General features: G+C 67.5%; 13 protein-coding genes. 5 read left to right on the top strand and 8 right to left on the bottom strand.

Annotated features, from left to right (window positions below):
- Positions 1-168: 168 nt before the first annotated feature.
- Complete coding sequence (locus LR393_RS09550) at positions 169-1,761, bottom strand: aldehyde dehydrogenase (NADP(+)) (RefSeq protein WP_231483215.1); 1,593 nt, start codon at positions 1,759-1,761, stop codon at positions 169-171.
- Between the two features lies 1 nt (position 1,762).
- Positions 1,763-2,674: a 5-dehydro-4-deoxyglucarate dehydratase gene (gene kdgD / locus LR393_RS09545; protein ID WP_231483214.1), complete on the bottom strand. Its 912-nt coding sequence runs from the start codon at positions 2,672-2,674 to the stop codon at positions 1,763-1,765.
- Positions 2,675-2,867: 193 nt separating this feature from the next.
- On the opposite strand from kdgD, the gene LR393_RS09540 reads away from it, so the two are divergent.
- The 5 genes from LR393_RS09540 to LR393_RS09520 are packed head-to-tail and all read left to right on the top strand — an operon-like array spanning position 2,868 to position 8,283.
- A complete protein-coding gene (locus LR393_RS09540) occupies positions 2,868-4,418 on the top strand; it encodes an ABC transporter substrate-binding protein (protein WP_231483213.1) in 1,551 nt (516 codons plus the stop codon).
- The gene (locus LR393_RS09535; protein WP_231483212.1) at positions 4,415-5,344 is read left to right on the top strand and encodes an ABC transporter permease; all 930 of its coding nucleotides are present in this window, start codon (positions 4,415-4,417) and stop codon (positions 5,342-5,344) included. The genes LR393_RS09540 and LR393_RS09535 overlap by 4 nt, the downstream gene beginning before the upstream one ends.
- Positions 5,341-6,312, top strand: coding sequence for an ABC transporter permease (locus tag LR393_RS09530; RefSeq protein ID WP_231483211.1), 972 nt, complete (start codon positions 5,341-5,343; stop codon positions 6,310-6,312). The genes LR393_RS09535 and LR393_RS09530 overlap by 4 nt, the downstream gene beginning before the upstream one ends.
- Position 6,313: 1 nt before the next feature.
- Entirely contained in the window at positions 6,314-7,291 is a 978-nt protein-coding gene (locus LR393_RS09525) for an ABC transporter ATP-binding protein (RefSeq protein WP_231483210.1), read from the top strand.
- Positions 7,288-8,283 (top strand): ABC transporter ATP-binding protein, encoded by a 996-nt coding sequence (locus tag LR393_RS09520; RefSeq protein WP_231483209.1) that lies wholly within the window; start codon positions 7,288-7,290, stop codon positions 8,281-8,283. The genes LR393_RS09525 and LR393_RS09520 overlap by 4 nt, the downstream gene beginning before the upstream one ends.
- A 46-nt stretch (positions 8,284-8,329) precedes the next feature.
- On the opposite strand, the gene LR393_RS09515 is transcribed toward LR393_RS09520, so the two are convergent.
- The 6 genes from LR393_RS09515 to LR393_RS09490 all read right to left on the bottom strand — a co-directional run bounded on the left by LR393_RS09515 (position 8,330) and on the right by LR393_RS09490 (position 14,124).
- Positions 8,330-9,151 (bottom strand): hypothetical protein, encoded by an 822-nt coding sequence (locus LR393_RS09515; protein WP_231483208.1) that lies wholly within the window; start codon positions 9,149-9,151, stop codon positions 8,330-8,332.
- Between the two features lie 24 nt (positions 9,152-9,175).
- Positions 9,176-10,144: a 2-hydroxyacid dehydrogenase gene (locus LR393_RS09510; RefSeq protein ID WP_231483207.1), complete on the bottom strand. Its 969-nt coding sequence runs from the start codon at positions 10,142-10,144 to the stop codon at positions 9,176-9,178.
- Positions 10,141-11,403 (bottom strand): glucarate dehydratase family protein, encoded by a 1,263-nt coding sequence (locus tag LR393_RS09505; protein WP_231483206.1) that lies wholly within the window; start codon positions 11,401-11,403, stop codon positions 10,141-10,143. The genes LR393_RS09510 and LR393_RS09505 overlap by 4 nt, the downstream gene beginning before the upstream one ends.
- Before the next feature lie 79 nt (positions 11,404-11,482).
- The gene (locus LR393_RS09500) at positions 11,483-11,887 is read right to left on the bottom strand and encodes an allophanate hydrolase-related protein (protein ID WP_231483205.1); all 405 of its coding nucleotides are present in this window, start codon (positions 11,885-11,887) and stop codon (positions 11,483-11,485) included.
- A 40-nt stretch (positions 11,888-11,927) separates the two neighbouring features.
- A complete protein-coding gene (locus LR393_RS09495; RefSeq protein WP_231483204.1) occupies positions 11,928-12,719 on the bottom strand; it encodes an IclR family transcriptional regulator in 792 nt (263 codons plus the stop codon).
- Positions 12,720-13,083: 364 nt separating this feature from the next.
- Positions 13,084-14,124, bottom strand: a complete 1,041-nt coding sequence (locus LR393_RS09490) for a TerC/Alx family metal homeostasis membrane protein (RefSeq protein WP_231483203.1) — start codon at positions 14,122-14,124, stop codon at positions 13,084-13,086.
- Positions 14,125-14,437 lie beyond the last annotated feature (313 nt).

Here is a 14,437-nt window from a genome sequence, read left to right as displayed (position 1 = left end):
CACCCTTTTCGCCGATGCTGGAATCCGTCGATACCGCGCCCTGCATCTCGTTCATGCCCCCTCACTTCGTCCGTGATCATGCAAAACCTCCCCGGAGTTCTAGAACTCTCACGGCCACAGTTCTAGAACGCTGGGGAGGTTCTGCATGATCACGGCAGGGGGTGTTCTTCAGGCGCGGCCGTACGTGCCGTCGAGCTGGCGGAAGATGCCCAGCTCGTTGGCGTCGTCCAGGCCCGCCGGGCACAGGGGCTCGGGGAGGTCCTGGTAGGCGACCGGCCGCAGGAACCGCTCGATCGCCAGCGTGCCGACCGAGGTGCTGCGCCCGTCGTACGTGCTCGGGTAGGGGCCGCCGTGCACCATCGCCTGGCCCACGTCCACACCCGTCGGCCAGCCGTTGAAGATGATCCGCCCGACCTTGAGCTCGAGTTCGGGCAGCAACTGCCCGGCCAGGTGCAGGTCGGCGGCGCCCGCATGGATCGTGGCGGTGAGCTGCCCCTCCAGCGCCTCTACGATCAACGGGAGCGCAGAGGCGTCCTCAATTCTGACCACCAGTGAGGCTGCCCCGAAAACCTCTTCGTGCAGGGATTTGTCGGCCAGGAAGGCCGAACCGGTGGTGGTGAAGAGATGAGTGACGCCCGCGGCGTCGATGCTCTCGCCGGGACCACCGGCAGCGACCGGCTGCACCGCGGGATGTGCGGCGTACCGTTGTACACCTTCCGAGAAGGCCGAGCAGATGCTCTGACTCAGCATCGGGGCGGCCGGGGTGGCGCTGACCGAAGCTGCGGCCGACTCCAGAAAGATCTCCAGTGCGGGGGAATCGACGGCGAACACCAGCCCGGGGTTGGTGCACAGCTGCCCGGTGCCGGTGGTCAGGGAGGTGACGAAGGCGGCGCCGAGGTCTTCCGGTGCGTCCGAAAGAGCACCCGGCAGAAGAAATACCGGGTTGACGCTCGACATCTCCGCGTAGACGGGAATGGGTACTGGACGCGCGGCGGCGGTGGCGGCGAGGGCGAGGCCCCCGCCGCGGGAACCGGTGAAACCGACCGCCCGGACGCGGGGGTCGGCCACCAGCGCGGTGCCCAGTTTCGAGCCGCGGCCGTAGAGAAGGGAGAAGACGCCCTCCGGCAGGCCGGACTCGGCGACGGCGGCCCGGATCGCCCGGCCGACGATCTCCGAGGTGCCCGGGTGCGAGCTGTGCGCCTTGACGATGACCGGGCAGCCGGCGGCCAGGGCGGACGCGGTGTCGCCACCGGCCACCGAGAACGCCAGCGGGAAGTTCGAGGCCCCGAAGACGGCGACCGGGCCCAGCGGGATCTTGCGCTGCCGGAGATCCGGACGGGGCAACGGTTTGCGGTCGGGCAGCGGCGGCTCGATCCGGGCGCCGATCCAGCTGCCCTCCCGCAGGACCCGGCCGAACAGCCGCAGCTGGCTGACGGTTCGCGCCAGCTCACCGCGCACCCGGGGTTCGGCGATGCCGGTCTCGGTGACCACCCGTGTCACCAGTTCCCCGGTCACGGCCTCGAGATTCGCCGCAATGCGATCGAGGAAGGCGGCCCGGGTCTCGCCGTCGGTCTGGCGGTAGCTACGGAAGGCGTCCCAGGCAAGCCCGGCCGCCTGCTCCACCTCGGTCCGGTCGCCGAGACCGTAGACCGGCTTGAGATCTTCGCCCGTGCGGGGGTCGCGGCCGGTGAAGGTGCCGGAGCTGCCGAAGACGTCCGAGGCGCCGATCAGCATCTCGCCGGTGAGTTCCACGGGGGACATCTCAGACCACCTTCTTGACCAGGTCGGTGAGTTCGGACAGTTCCTCGGCGGTGAGGTCGACCAACGGGGGACGAACCGAGCCGGCCGGGCGGCCGACCGCCTGCAGACCCGCCTTCACGATGGAGACCGCGTAACCGGCTTGGCGATTGCGGATCTCCAGGTAGGGGAAGACGAACTCGCGCAGACGGCGGTACACGTCGTCGCGGTCGCGGGCCCGCACGGACCGGTAGAACTCACCGGCCCACTGCGGGGCGAAGTTGTAGATGGCCGAGGAGTACGTGGTGGCGCCCAGCTCGAGGTAGGGCAGCGCGTAGGTCTCGGCCGTGGGCAGCCCGCCGACGTAGACCAGCCGTTCGCCGTGGGTGGCGTACAGGTTGGCCATCAGGTCGATGTCGCCGATGCCGTCCTTGAAGCCGATGAAGTTGGGGAACTGCGCGACGAGCCGGTTCACCGTGCTCGCGACGAACTTGGCGTTGGCGCGGTGGTAGACCACGACCCCGAGATCGGTCGCCGAGCAGACCCGGGCCACGTGCTGGTACAGGCCCTCCTGCGTCATCTCGGTCAGGTAGGGCGGCAGCAGGAAGATGCCGTCGGCGCCGGAGCGGTCGGCGGCCTGCACCATCTCGACGGCGATTCCCGTGCCGTAGCCGGCCGGACCCACCACCGGCACCTCGGTCACCTCCTCGGTGCTGATCTTCACCACCCGCTCGACCTCGGCCGGGGTGAGGGCGAAGAACTCACCCGTGCCGCCCGCCGCGAACAGACCCGTGGCGTCGTACTCCCGCAGGTAGCGCAGGTGTTCCCGCAACCCCTTCTCGTCCAGGGCCAGGTCGGCGTCGGTGTGCGTGACCGGGAACGACAGCAGGCCCGACCCGAGGGCATCACGCAGTTCGGTGGGCGAATAACGAGACATCGACGGCTCCAGAAAGTCGTGGGTTCCGTCCACGCTAGGCAGCCTTTTCGATACCTGTCCAAGCCACGTTGGGCATGGGTCGATACCCGAAGGGTATTGCTGATCAGTGGTTGACGTCACAAAGGAGCACACCTACGGTACGTCTACGAATCCAGATCGTGTTCACATCCGTGGACGGCTGGGAAGGAACTCAATGTTGAGCCCACCATCTCCCCGAAAGCCCCTGCTGATCGCCGCTGTTCTGGGGGCGGCCCTGATCGTCAGCGGCTGCACCGTCGCCAACTCCGAGTACGTCACCGGCGGGGGTGCGGGTGGCCTGCGGATCGTGTTGCCGGAGGAGCCCCCGACGCTGGAGGCCTGTCAGAGCTCGCTGACCTCGACCGGGGTCGTGCTCCGGTCGAACATCACCGAGCCGCTCGTCGAACGGGACGCCGATACCGGTGAACTGGCGCCGAAACTCGCCACCGCGTGGGAGCAGACCAGCGACGACACCTGGACGTTCACCTTGCGCAAGGGCGTCACGTTCACCGACGGAACCCCTTTCGACGCGGATGCGGCCGCCTTCACGATCGACCGGGCGGTCAACTCCGACCTCGGGTGTGAGGTCGAGGGTTACGTTTTCGGTGACACCGACCTCGACGTGAAGGCCGTGGACGCCACCACGCTGACCGTCACCACCCCCGAGCCCGACCCGATCCTCCCGCTGCGCCTCTCGTTCGTCGAGATGGTCTCCACGAAGACCAGTACGACCGAGAAGGTGCGCGTCCCGATCGGGACCGGCCCCTACGAGGTGGCCGACTGGCAGAGCGGGCAGAGGCTTTCGCTGGAGGCCAACCCGAACTACTGGGGCGGCCGGCCGGGGTACCAGAGCGTCAACTACGTCTGGCGGGCCGAGGGCAGTGTGCGGGCGGCCATGGTGACCAACGGTGAGGCGGACATCGCCACCAGTCTGGCGCCCGAGGACGGCGCCGGCGAACTCGCCGTGGCCTACCGCAACAACGAGACCACCGCCCTGCGCATCCAGGCCGACCAGCCGCCACTCGACGACATCCGCGTTCGCCAGGCGATCAACTACGTAGTCGACCGGAACACCCTGGTGAAGACCCTTTTCGAGAATCTCGCCACACCCGCCGGTGAGCTGATTCCCGAGGGCATCGTCGGCTACAACCCGGACGAGAAGGTCTGGCCCTACGATCCCGCCAAGGCCAGGGAGCTGGTTGCCCAGGCGAAGGCGGACGGGGTCCCGGTCGACACCCAGATCCGGCTGATCGCCCGCACCGGGCAGTTCCCGCGCATCGCGGAGACCATCGAGGTGATCCAGAGCGAGCTGGCCAAGGCCGGTCTCAACGTCAAGATCCAGATGATGGACACGAACACCCAGCTGACCTATCAGATCCGGCCCTTCCCCGAGGACACCGGGCCGTACCTGCTGATGATCATGCACGGTAACCAGGCCGGTGACGCGGCCTTCACGCTGGACCAGTACATGCTTCGGGAGGGTTACCAGAGTTCCTGGGGCACGGAGGAGTTCGACGCGTCGATCCGGGACGCCGAGGAGCTGAAGGGTGACGAACGGCAGGCGGCCTTCGAGAAACTCTGGCCGTACGAACAGGAGAAGGTCGTCCAGTACGCCTACATCGCGCACATGAGCGCGATCCTGGCCCGGTCCGCGAGCGTCTCGTACCAGCCGGACTCGGCAACCGGTGACGAGATGCGGCTCGCAGAGATGAGTCCCGTGTCATGACCGGATTCCTGCGCCGCCGGGCGATCACCAGTCTGCTGCCGCTCGTCGCCGTTCTGCTCGGCGTGTTCTTCCTGGCCCGGCTGACCGGTGACCCGGCCAACCTCTACCTGCCGGTCTCCGCCACTCCCGAGCAACGGCAGCAGTTCATCGAGCAGAACGGCCTGGACGACTCGGTCTGGGCCCAGATGGGCGACTACCTCTGGGGCATCCTGCATCTGGACTTCGGCGAGTCGCTGCGCACCGGGGAGTCGGCGGCCACCATGGCCCTGCGGGCCTTCCCGGCCACGCTCCAGCTGGCCTTCTCGACCATGCTGATCGCGGTGGTCGGGGCCGTGATCATCGGCAGCTGGGCCGCCTACCGGCCGAACTCGATCGCCGACCGGATCTCCAGCTTCCTGTCCATGACCGCGGCCAGCGTGCCGGACTTCTGGTTCGCCATCATCGGCGTCTGGATCTTCGCCGTCGGGCTGGGCTGGCTGCCCACCTCGGGGGTGACCGGGGGAATGGCCTCGTGGGTGCTGCCGGTGGCGACACTGGTGATCCGTCCGCTGGGCGTGCTCACGCAGGTGGTGCGGGGCGCGATGGTGAGTGCATTGTCGGCGCCCTACGTGCGGTTGGCCCGCTCGAAGGGGGCAGGCGATCTGCGCGTCGTCACTCACCACGCACTGCGCAACGCCGCGGCACCCGCCCTGACCGTGGCCGGTGACCTGATGGTGGGCCTCGTCAACGGTGCCGTGGTGGTCGAGACCATTTTCGGCTGGCCGGGTATCGGCAAGCTGATGATCGACTCGATCCTCGGTCGCGACTTTGCCGTGCTGCAGGCGTGCGTCCTGCTGACCGCGGTGTCCATCTTCGTTCTCAACATCCTCATCGACATCGGCTACGCACTGCTCGATGCCCGGGTCCGGGAGAAGGTGTCGGCATGACCGCAGTTCTGGAAGCACCCAGTGAATCCAGGGTTTCCAGCCAGGTCGCGCTCTGGCGGCTGCTGCTGCGAGACTGGGTGGCGACGGGCGCCGCGCTCGTCCTGGCCTTCGTCGCCCTGGTGGCCGCCTTCGGCCCGATGTTCGTGGGGGACGAGGCGGCGCAGCAGAACCTGCTCGACGCCAACGCCGAACCGTTCCGCCTCTCCGACGGCTGGCTGAACGTGCTCGGCACCGACGCCCTCGGGCGCAGCGTGCTGGCCCGGCTGATCGTGGCCAGCCGCACCACGCTCTCGGTGGCCGTGCCGGCGGTACTGCTCTCGCTGGTGATCGGCTCGCTGATCGGGATGTGGGCCGGCTACCACCGGGGCCGGCGGGAGACCGTGGTGATGCGGATCGCCGACATCATCCTGAGCTTCCCGTCGCTGCTCATGGCCGTCGTGGTGCTCTACATCTTCTCGCCCAGCTCCGCGAACCTGATTCTGGTGCTGGCCATCACCCGGATCCCGATCTATCTGCGCACCGCCCGGGCCGAGTCCGCCGAGCTGCAGAGCCGGCTTTTCGTGGACGCCGCCCGCACGTTCGGCACCCGCAGTTCCGCGATCATCTTCCGGCACGTGCTGCCGATCGTCCTGCCCACACTGCTGACCGTGGCCACGCTCGACTTCTGCTTCGTGATGCTGTCGGAGTCGTCGCTGAGCTTCCTCGGGATCGGCATCCAGCCGCCGTCGGTGAGCTGGGGCCTGATGGTGGCGCAGGGTCGCACCTATCTCCAGACCGCCTGGTGGCTCTCGTTCTTCCCCGGCCTGGCGATCGTGGTCACCACCGTCTCGGCGACGATCCTGGCCTCCTGGGCCCGGCTGGCCACCGACCCGGCCCAGCGCTGGCGCCTGACCCTGCCCCGGGGCCGGCGCGGTCGCCGAGCGATCAGAAGGGCCGCCGAGAAGGCTCTCACCCCGGAGGTGCAGTGAGATGTCCACCGCTGTCATGAGTGTCCATGACCTGACCGTCGACATCGAGACCCCCAACGGTCGGCTCCGGGCCGTGGACGGGGTCGGTTTCGACGCCGTGCAGGGCGAGACCCTGGCGCTGCTGGGCGAATCCGGCTGCGGGAAGTCGATGACGGCCCAGGCCATCGTCGGTCTGCTGGACCCGGTCGCGTCGGTGAGCAGCGGCTCGGTGGTGCTCAACGGCACCGACCTGGTCACGGCCTCGCGACGCAAGCGCCGGGCGATGGCGGGGCCCGAGCTGGCGATCGTGTTCCAGGACGCGCTGACCGCTCTCAACCCGGTCTACACGGTGGGAACCCAGCTGGCCGAACCGTTCCGGATCCATCGCCGGATGTCTTCGAGAGCGGCCCGGGCCGAGGCCGTCGAACTGATGCGCCGCGTCGGCATACCCCACCCCGAATCACGGGTGGACGCCTATCCGCACCAGTTCTCGGGGGGTATGCGGCAACGTCTGCTCATCGCCATGGCCGTGGCGCTCAACCCCACGGTGCTGCTGGCCGACGAGCCCACCACCGCGCTCGACGTCACCGTGCAGGCGCAGATCATGGCTCTGCTCAAAGAGCTTCGGAACGAGCGGGAGATGGCCGTGGTGCTCATCACCCATGACCTGGCCCTGGTCGCCGAGGAGGCCGACAAGGTGGCGGTGATGTACGCCGGGCACGTGGTCGAGACCGGTGCCGTCGCCGAGGTCTTCTCCGACCCGCAACATCCTTACACCAAGGGCCTTCTCGAATCGGTGCCGGTACACGTGGCCCGGGGGTCGGACCTGGCCTCGATCGGGGGTACGCCGCCCGACCTGGCCTCGATCCCCTCCGGCTGTGTCTATCAGGCCCGGTGCCCGCTGGCGCGGGACCGGTGCGTCGCCGAGCGACCGGTGCTGCACCAGGTGGCGAAGGGCCGGGCTGCTGCCTGTCACTACTCCGAGGAGGTGTCCCGATGAGCAACCTGCTCGAGGTGGACGGCCTGACCAAGACCTTCGACGTGAAGGACGGTGTCCGCCGGGGCCGGCTGAAGGCCCTGGACGGTATCTCGTTACAGCTCGGCAAGGGCGAGACCCTCGGTCTGGTGGGGGAGTCCGGGTGCGGCAAGTCGACTCTGGCCCGCACACTGCTCATGCTGGAGAAGCCGGACGGCGGCACCGTGCGGTTCGACGGTACCGATCCGTTCGGGCTGCGGGGCAAGGAACTGCTGGCCTGGCGGCGCCGGGTGCAGATGGTGTTCCAGGACCCGTACGGCTCACTGAACTCCCGGATGACGGCCGGTCACATCATCGCCGAGCCGTGGAAGACCCACCGGCACATGTACGCCAACGCCCGCGACCGGGCCGCCCGGGCGCGGGAGTTGCTGCACCTGGTGGGACTTCGTCCCTCCGACGCCGACCGGTACCCGCAGGAGTTCTCCGGTGGCCAGCGGCAGCGGCTCGGCATCGCCCGGGCCCTGGCCCTGCAGCCCGACGTGATCATCTGTGACGAGCCGGTCTCCGCGCTCGACCTGTCGGTGCAGGCCCAGGTGCTGAACCTGCTCAACGACCTGCAACGTCAGCTCGGCGTGGCCTACGTGTTCATCTCGCACGACCTCTCGGTGGTGCGGCACGTCGCCGACCGGGTGGCCGTGATGTACCTCGGGCGCATCGTCGAGCAGGGGCCGACGGAGGCGGTGTTCGACCGGCCCCGGCACCCGTACACGGCTGCCCTGATGTCGGCCGCGCCGAAACTGCACGAGGCCGACCGCGGGGAGCGGATCCTGCTCCAGGGCGAGATTCCCTCGCCGCTGAACCCGCCATCGGGCTGCCGGTTCCGCACCCGCTGCTGGAAGGCGACCGAGATCTGCGCCTCGACGGCTCCGCCCCTGGTCAAGGATCCGGAATCGGCCGATCACGGGGCCGAGTGTCACCACCCGATGCAGACACCGCAGCAGTTGGCTCTGGCGTGAAAATGGTGGACGACGACACTGGCGGTCTCGTTGTCGTCCACCACTCTCAATAGGCCTCGCTCCTGAGGTCAGGGTCCTCCACGATCAGGACATCCACGGGTACGTAGCCGGTGGGAGCGGCTTTCGCCCCGGCTCTCAGGGCCTTCTTCCTCAGCCGGGAAGCATCCACGTGGGCACCCGGTTCGAGCCGGTAGCTGACTTCGATACGGCTGTCCGGGTTGATGAAGCTGGCGGCTTCCGCGACGCCCGGGTAATCAGCCACCGCGCCGAAGATCACCTGGGACACCGTCTCCAGCGCCTTACCGGTCAGCGGCGCGCCCCATTGCACCTCGACCCGCATGGAGAGCTCGTTCTCGATCCGCCGTAGCAGGGTCTCATCGGGTCGGCCGGTGAACCGGATCCAGGGGTCGGTGGTAGGGCTCATTCGCCAGGCGGCCTGGGAGTATCCGGATCCGGGATCGGCCTCGATCTCGTTGACCAGCTCTGCGAACTTGTCCTGACCACGGAATCTCTGGATCACGCTGTCCAGCGACTCGCCGTGCTGCTCGGCGTACGTGCCGAGGTCGTGCAGCACCGCCTCATCCATGGTGGGAACCGGTGCCCGGCCCCGAATCAGGACGGACTGCCACGGGGAAGAACCCGCCGACGTGGGGCCGACCGCGGTCACCGTGGCGACAGCAGTGGTGGCTGCCTCAGGTGTGGTGACCGCAGCGGGTGTGGCGGACAAGACAGGGGTGGTGGGCACGGTAGAGCCCGCCGAGGTGTCCTGCGTCTCGGCGTTCCGGCCGTTCACGGAAGACACCGCGGCCACCGCGACAACGACCGCAGCTACGGCTGCCGCCGACAGCAGACCCACCCTTCCGACCATGTGCTTACTGTGACTGCTTATTGCTCACTGTGACAAGCGTGACCCGATCACGATGTTCCGCAAAGGTCGTCCCGCCGCCAGCGCCTCGACATTCGCCACCACATCCAGAACCCGGCCGCGGAAGGTCTCCTCGGTGTGCCCGGACTGGTGCGGGGTCAGCACCACGTTGTCGAAATGGGTGAAATCCAGGTGGGAGGGAGGGGGAGCGTCCGGATCGCGGGGATTGCGCCACCAGACGTCAATGGCCGCCCCGCCGATCGTGCCCTGCGCGAGCGCGTCGTGCAGGGCCTGCTCATCCACCACCGCCCCTCGCGCGACGTTCACGAGGATGGCGTCCTGCTTCATGTTCTTGAGGGCGGGGGCGCCGATCAGGCCTCGTGTGGCCTCGCTCAGGGGCACCGTCACCACGACGATGTCGGAAGAACTCAGCAACTCGGGCAACTGACCGGAGGTGCCCATCCAGTCGACGGCTGGTGACGGGCGTCCCGAATGTCGCACCGCCCTCACGTGCATACCCAGGGCCCGCGCAAGAACTGCCACCTGCGAGCCGATCTCGCCGAACCCCACGATGCCCATGGTGCGGCCGGCCAGAACACCCCCGAACGGCACCGCGGGATCGGTCATCACCGTGCGCCACCGGCCCTCGGCGAGTTCCTGGCCGGCTCTCGGCACGTGGCGCAGCAGCATCATCGAGACCATGACCACATGCTCGGCGATCGACCGGCCATGATGGAAAGTGTTGGCCAGGAGAACGTGCGGGGGTAGTGCGGCGATCTTGTCGATACCGGCCCCGGTGACCTGGACCAGCCGCAGTTCCGGACCACAGGCCCGGATCAGCTCGGCGGATGCGGAGGCCCCGACGAGTACGCCGGTCCCGGGGGCAGACTTCAGGCCCTGCGGTTGACCCTGGACGAACACCCAATCGTGGGAAGAGTTCCGGGTCAGTACCTCGCGGAACCGTTGCAGGATCGGCTCGGTCACCAGAACCTTCACCAGAGCGGAGCCTTCCACTCCGGATTCACGCTGCGCATGTAGCCGGTGTCGTCACGGTTACGGATTCCGGAGTCCAGGTACTGCTGATGCATGCGGGCCAGTGCGTCGCGGTCGAGTTCGACGCCCAGACCGGGTTCTGTCGGTACTTTCACCGCACCGTTCTCGAAACCCAGTGCACCGGGCACCACCACATCGTCTTCTGGCCTCTTCCACGGCCAGTGCGTGTCGCAGGTGTAGTCGAGATTCGGTGTGGCGGAGGCCAGATGCACCATCGCGGCGAGGCTGATGCCCAGATGCGAGTTCGAGTGCATCGACAGGCCGAGGTCGAAGGTGTCGCAGATGGCGGCGAGCGACTGCGACCGTCGCAGCCCGCCCCAGAAGTGGTGGTCCGACAGCACCACGCCCACGGCGCCCTGCTGAACAGCCGGTTTCAGGTGGTCGAACGCCACCACGCACATGTTCGTGGCCAACGGCATCGGCACCTCGCGGGCCACCTCGCCCATCCCCGGGATGCCCGCGGTCGGGTCTTCGAGATACTCCAGGACGCCCTCGAGGTCCTGCCCGACCTTGATCGAGGTGGGCACGGTCCAGACGGCATTCGGGTCCAGGCGCAGCGGAGTGCTGGGAAAAGCCTTCCGCAGCTCCCTGATCGCAGCCACCTCCTGGTCCGGAGGGAACACGCCGCCCTTCAGCTTGATCGACGAGAAACCGTACTCGTCGATCATTTTCCGGGCCTGCCGGACCAGTCCGTCGGGGTCGAGTGCGGCACCCCACGCGTCGTCCTCCTGGCCCGGATGCCCGGCCCACTTGTAGAAGAGATAACCCGTGAAACTCACCCGGTCGCGAACCGCGCCGCCGAGCAGATCGCTCACCGGGCGTCCCGTAATTTTGCCCTGAAGATCGAGTGCCGCGACCTCGAACGGCGACAGCACCCGGTCACCGGTGGACGACGTGGTCACCATGCCGGCCATGCCGTGCCCGCCGACCTGGCGGTCGTCGGCCAGGGAAACGATCACCCGGCGCTGCATTTCGTGAAGGTCGAACACGTCGGTACCGACCAGCGCGGCGGCGGCCTTCTCGATGCGCCGCAGATGGGGCTCGTCACCGTAGGTCTCACCGAGCCCGTACTGCCCTCCCGCCGTGACCACCTCGACGATCGTGCGCAGTGCGAACGGCTCGTGCACCCCAACGCTGTTGAGCAGCGGAAGGTCTCGGAAGGCCACCGGCGTCACACGGACGGCACAGATCAGCTCGGACATGGCAACCCTTCATTGGGAGACGTCCCGAGCATCCTGACACGGTTCACATGTGTGGACAAGGGTCACGCTGGTAGACGGCTCAGGGCTGGCCGAAGGGAAGGTTCTGGCTCTTCAGATAGGCGCGCCAGCCACCGGCATCGCTGATGTCCACCACACCCGGTGCTTCGAGGGCGGTTTCACGCATCCGCATCGACAGTGAGCCGGTTCCGTCGGCCAGCTCGATGATGCCGAGCTCGAGCTCTTCCGGTTCCCGCGGCAGGAGCTCGTGGGCGAGCATCAGGTAGGGCAGCTCGTAGAGCTCGCCCGGAACCGCCCGGCCACCCTCGGCGACGGGGTGCAGGCCGGGAAAGACGTCACGGACCGAGAAGAACCGGTACTGCGGGGCGGTGTCGACCTCGCCCAGGAAGGTGGCGCCGGCAAACGCGTCGTTGAACTCCCCGCCCTGCATGCCCTGCCCGTTCACGAACATTCTGACCAGGTTCATCGTCATCCCTACGCTCGGCTGAAAAGCTGAGCGTAGGGGTTCATACCCAGGCGTTGTTGACGGAGACCGGGGTGACGACGCGGCTGATCCGGTCGCCGGCGTTGCGCAGGGCCTGGATCACCTCGGCCTCACGCTGCGGGTTCAGCCGGGCGATCGGGACGGAGGCGCTGATGGCGTCCACCGCGGGTTCGGCATAGCGCAGGGGTACGGCGAAACACTTGAGCCCGAGGCTGTTCTCCTGGTTGTCCACGGCGTAGCCGCGCTGCCGGGTCTCCTCGAGGTCTTTCTCCAGCGCCGAACGGTCGGCGATGGTGTGTGGGGTCAGGGCTTCCAGGGACGCCGGAAGGTGCTCGTCCAGCTCGGAACCGGTGCGGGCACTCAGCAGCGACTTGCCCAGGGACGTGCTGTAGGCCGGGAGCCGGCGCCCGACCCGGCTGTACGGGCGCAGGTACTGACTGGACTCGCGGGTGGCCAGATACACCACGTCGGGCCCGTCCAGACGTCCGAAATGGAAGGTCTCGTCGAGCTGTTCGCGCAGTTCGTCGAGCACCGGAAGCACCAGCGGCAGATACGGATCGGTGTCCAGATAGCTGGTACCGGCCAGCAGGGCCCGGATGCCGATGCCGTACAGCGTCCCGGTCGAGTCCGCGCGAACCCATCCGTGCTTGGCCAAGGTTCGCAGCAGGGCATGCAAACTGCTGCGCGGCACCCCGAGCGCCTCGCTGAGTTCCCTCAGCCGGGCGGGCCGGTTCTGCCGCGCGGCCAGATGCTCGAGCAGCTCGACGGTGCGCGCGGCCGACTTGACCTCACGAACACCCGCGGGCTCGGACATCTCTTCAGGGCTTCCCGAGCTCGACAACGCTGTTGACACGGGCGCTCCTCTCGATGAGAGGCGAAACGATAACAGAGCGCTGTCCACATATGCGGACGCAGATCCATGAGGCTGACGCGGTCAGAGTTCCGGGCCGCTGAACCGAGTCAGGCGGGGGAACCGAAGAGGGCGCAAGGGATGTGTGCCGGCCATATCGGTCTAAGCCTCCCCTCTCTCGTCCAGCTGCAGGGAGAAAGTCAGCCACATCTGTCCGTGACCGTCCGATGATCCGGGGTGCAGTACCGGGGCCGGTCAGCCCTTCCGGCACACCTGGGCAAAGGAAACTCCCCCGGCTCGGTGAGCGAGGGGAGTTCCGCAGTGGTGGTCAGGCGGCCCGGGTGGGCTCGTCCTTCGTGGCGAACTGGTTCTCCGCGATCGCGGCGTTGCGGGCGTCGCGGCGGTTGGCCATCGTGCTGGTGACCGTGACGACCGCCAGCACGGCGACGATGAAGCCCAGCGACATCCAGGTCGGCACCACGGGTACCGAGTGGATCGGCTCGCCGTCGTTCAGGAACGGCAGGTTGTTGTCGTGGAACGCCTCCATCACGAGCTTCACCCCGATGAACGCCAGGATGATCGAGAGGCCGGTGTCCAGGTGGCGCAGACGGTCGAGCAGGTCGCGCACCACGAAGAAGAGCTGGCGCAGGCCCATCAGGGCGAAGGCGTTGGCGGTGACGACGAGGAAGGGTTCCTTCGTCAGGCCGAAGATGGCCGGGATCGAGTCGAGGGCGAAGAGCACGTCGGTGACGCCGATGGCGATCATCGTGACGAGCATCGGCGTGGCGATCCAGCGGTGGCTCTGCTTCACGAACGGGCGTCCGCCGTGCCAGACCGGCGTGCTGGGGATGACCCGGCCGATGAAACCGGCCACCGCGGGCGGGGCTTCTTCCTCCACGTCGGAGTCCTCGCCCCCGTGACCGGAACGCAGCAGGTTCCAGGCGGTGTAGAGCAGGAAGGCGGCGAAGATGAAGAAGACCCAGGAGAACTGGTGGATGGCGGCCGCGCCAACGGCGATCAGGCCGGCCCGGAGCACCAGGGCGATCAGGATGCCGATGGTCAGTACCCGCAGTTGCAGGTACTCGGGCACCGAGAACCTGGTCATGAGCACCAGGAAGACGAAGAGATTGTCGGCGCTCAGGCTGTATTCGGTGAGCCAGCCGGCGATGAACTGCCCGCCGTAGCCGGGACCGAACCCGACGATGATCGCGCCGCCGAACCCGAGGGCCACGACGACGTAGAACAGCACCCACCGAACGGCGTGCTGAATGGTGATGTGCGTCTGACCCCGGTTGAGGAAGAGGTCGATGGCCGTGATCCCGAGGACCAGGGCGATGGTGGCGATCCACCAAGCCGCGCTGACGTGCATTAAAAGGCCTCCGGTCTCTTCCCATGCGAAAGAACCGGAGGTCTCCTCCGCCCGGCAGACCGTGAGGCGCGTGTACGGGTGCGCCTGATCTGGTGGTCCGAGCCGATGACGCCGGGCATGATCGGTCTTCGCTGACCGACCTGGTATCGAGATGCCGTGCTGACGACGTCACCGTTCTAGGGAGTACTCCCCTCCACTGGTGCTCAGTGTGCTCCGCCCTACGGGCCGAGTCCACTTACGGTGAACTACGACACATGCAGTGAGCGAACCTTTACAGTTCGCTTACTTTCGTGCGTCATTTCCACCGTTTGAA

The organism is Kineosporia mesophila (assembly GCF_021129235.1).
Classification (GTDB): Bacteria; Actinomycetota; Actinomycetes; order Actinomycetales; family Kineosporiaceae; genus Kineosporia; species Kineosporia mesophila.
Note: the sequence above shows the minus strand (reverse complement) of the source record. Positions and strands in the feature narration are given on the sequence as shown.

Excerpts from the sequence above, each read along its gene's own strand:
- LR393_RS09540 (WP_231483213.1), top strand. The coding sequence starts at position 2,868 with ATGTTGAGCCCACCATCTCCCCGAAAGCCCCTGCTGATCGCCGCTGTT.
- LR393_RS09490 (WP_231483203.1), bottom strand. The coding sequence starts at position 14,124 with ATGCACGTCAGCGCGGCTTGGTGGATCGCCACCATCGCCCTGGTCCTC.
- LR393_RS09520 (WP_231483209.1), top strand. The coding sequence starts at position 7,288 with ATGAGCAACCTGCTCGAGGTGGACGGCCTGACCAAGACCTTCGACGTG.
- LR393_RS09495 (WP_231483204.1), bottom strand. The coding sequence starts at position 12,719 with ATGTCCGAGCCCGCGGGTGTTCGTGAGGTCAAGTCGGCCGCGCGCACC.
- kdgD (WP_231483214.1), bottom strand. The coding sequence starts at position 2,674 with ATGTCTCGTTATTCGCCCACCGAACTGCGTGATGCCCTCGGGTCGGGC.
- LR393_RS09535 (WP_231483212.1), top strand. The coding sequence starts at position 4,415 with ATGACCGGATTCCTGCGCCGCCGGGCGATCACCAGTCTGCTGCCGCTC.
- LR393_RS09500 (WP_231483205.1), bottom strand. The coding sequence starts at position 11,887 with ATGAACCTGGTCAGAATGTTCGTGAACGGGCAGGGCATGCAGGGCGGG.
- LR393_RS09525 (WP_231483210.1), top strand. The coding sequence starts at position 6,314 with ATGTCCACCGCTGTCATGAGTGTCCATGACCTGACCGTCGACATCGAG.
- LR393_RS09515 (WP_231483208.1), bottom strand. The coding sequence starts at position 9,151 with ATGGTCGGAAGGGTGGGTCTGCTGTCGGCGGCAGCCGTAGCTGCGGTC.
- LR393_RS09550 (WP_231483215.1), bottom strand. The coding sequence starts at position 1,761 with ATGTCCCCCGTGGAACTCACCGGCGAGATGCTGATCGGCGCCTCGGAC.
- LR393_RS09530 (WP_231483211.1), top strand. The coding sequence starts at position 5,341 with ATGACCGCAGTTCTGGAAGCACCCAGTGAATCCAGGGTTTCCAGCCAG.
- LR393_RS09505 (WP_231483206.1), bottom strand. The coding sequence starts at position 11,403 with ATGTCCGAGCTGATCTGTGCCGTCCGTGTGACGCCGGTGGCCTTCCGA.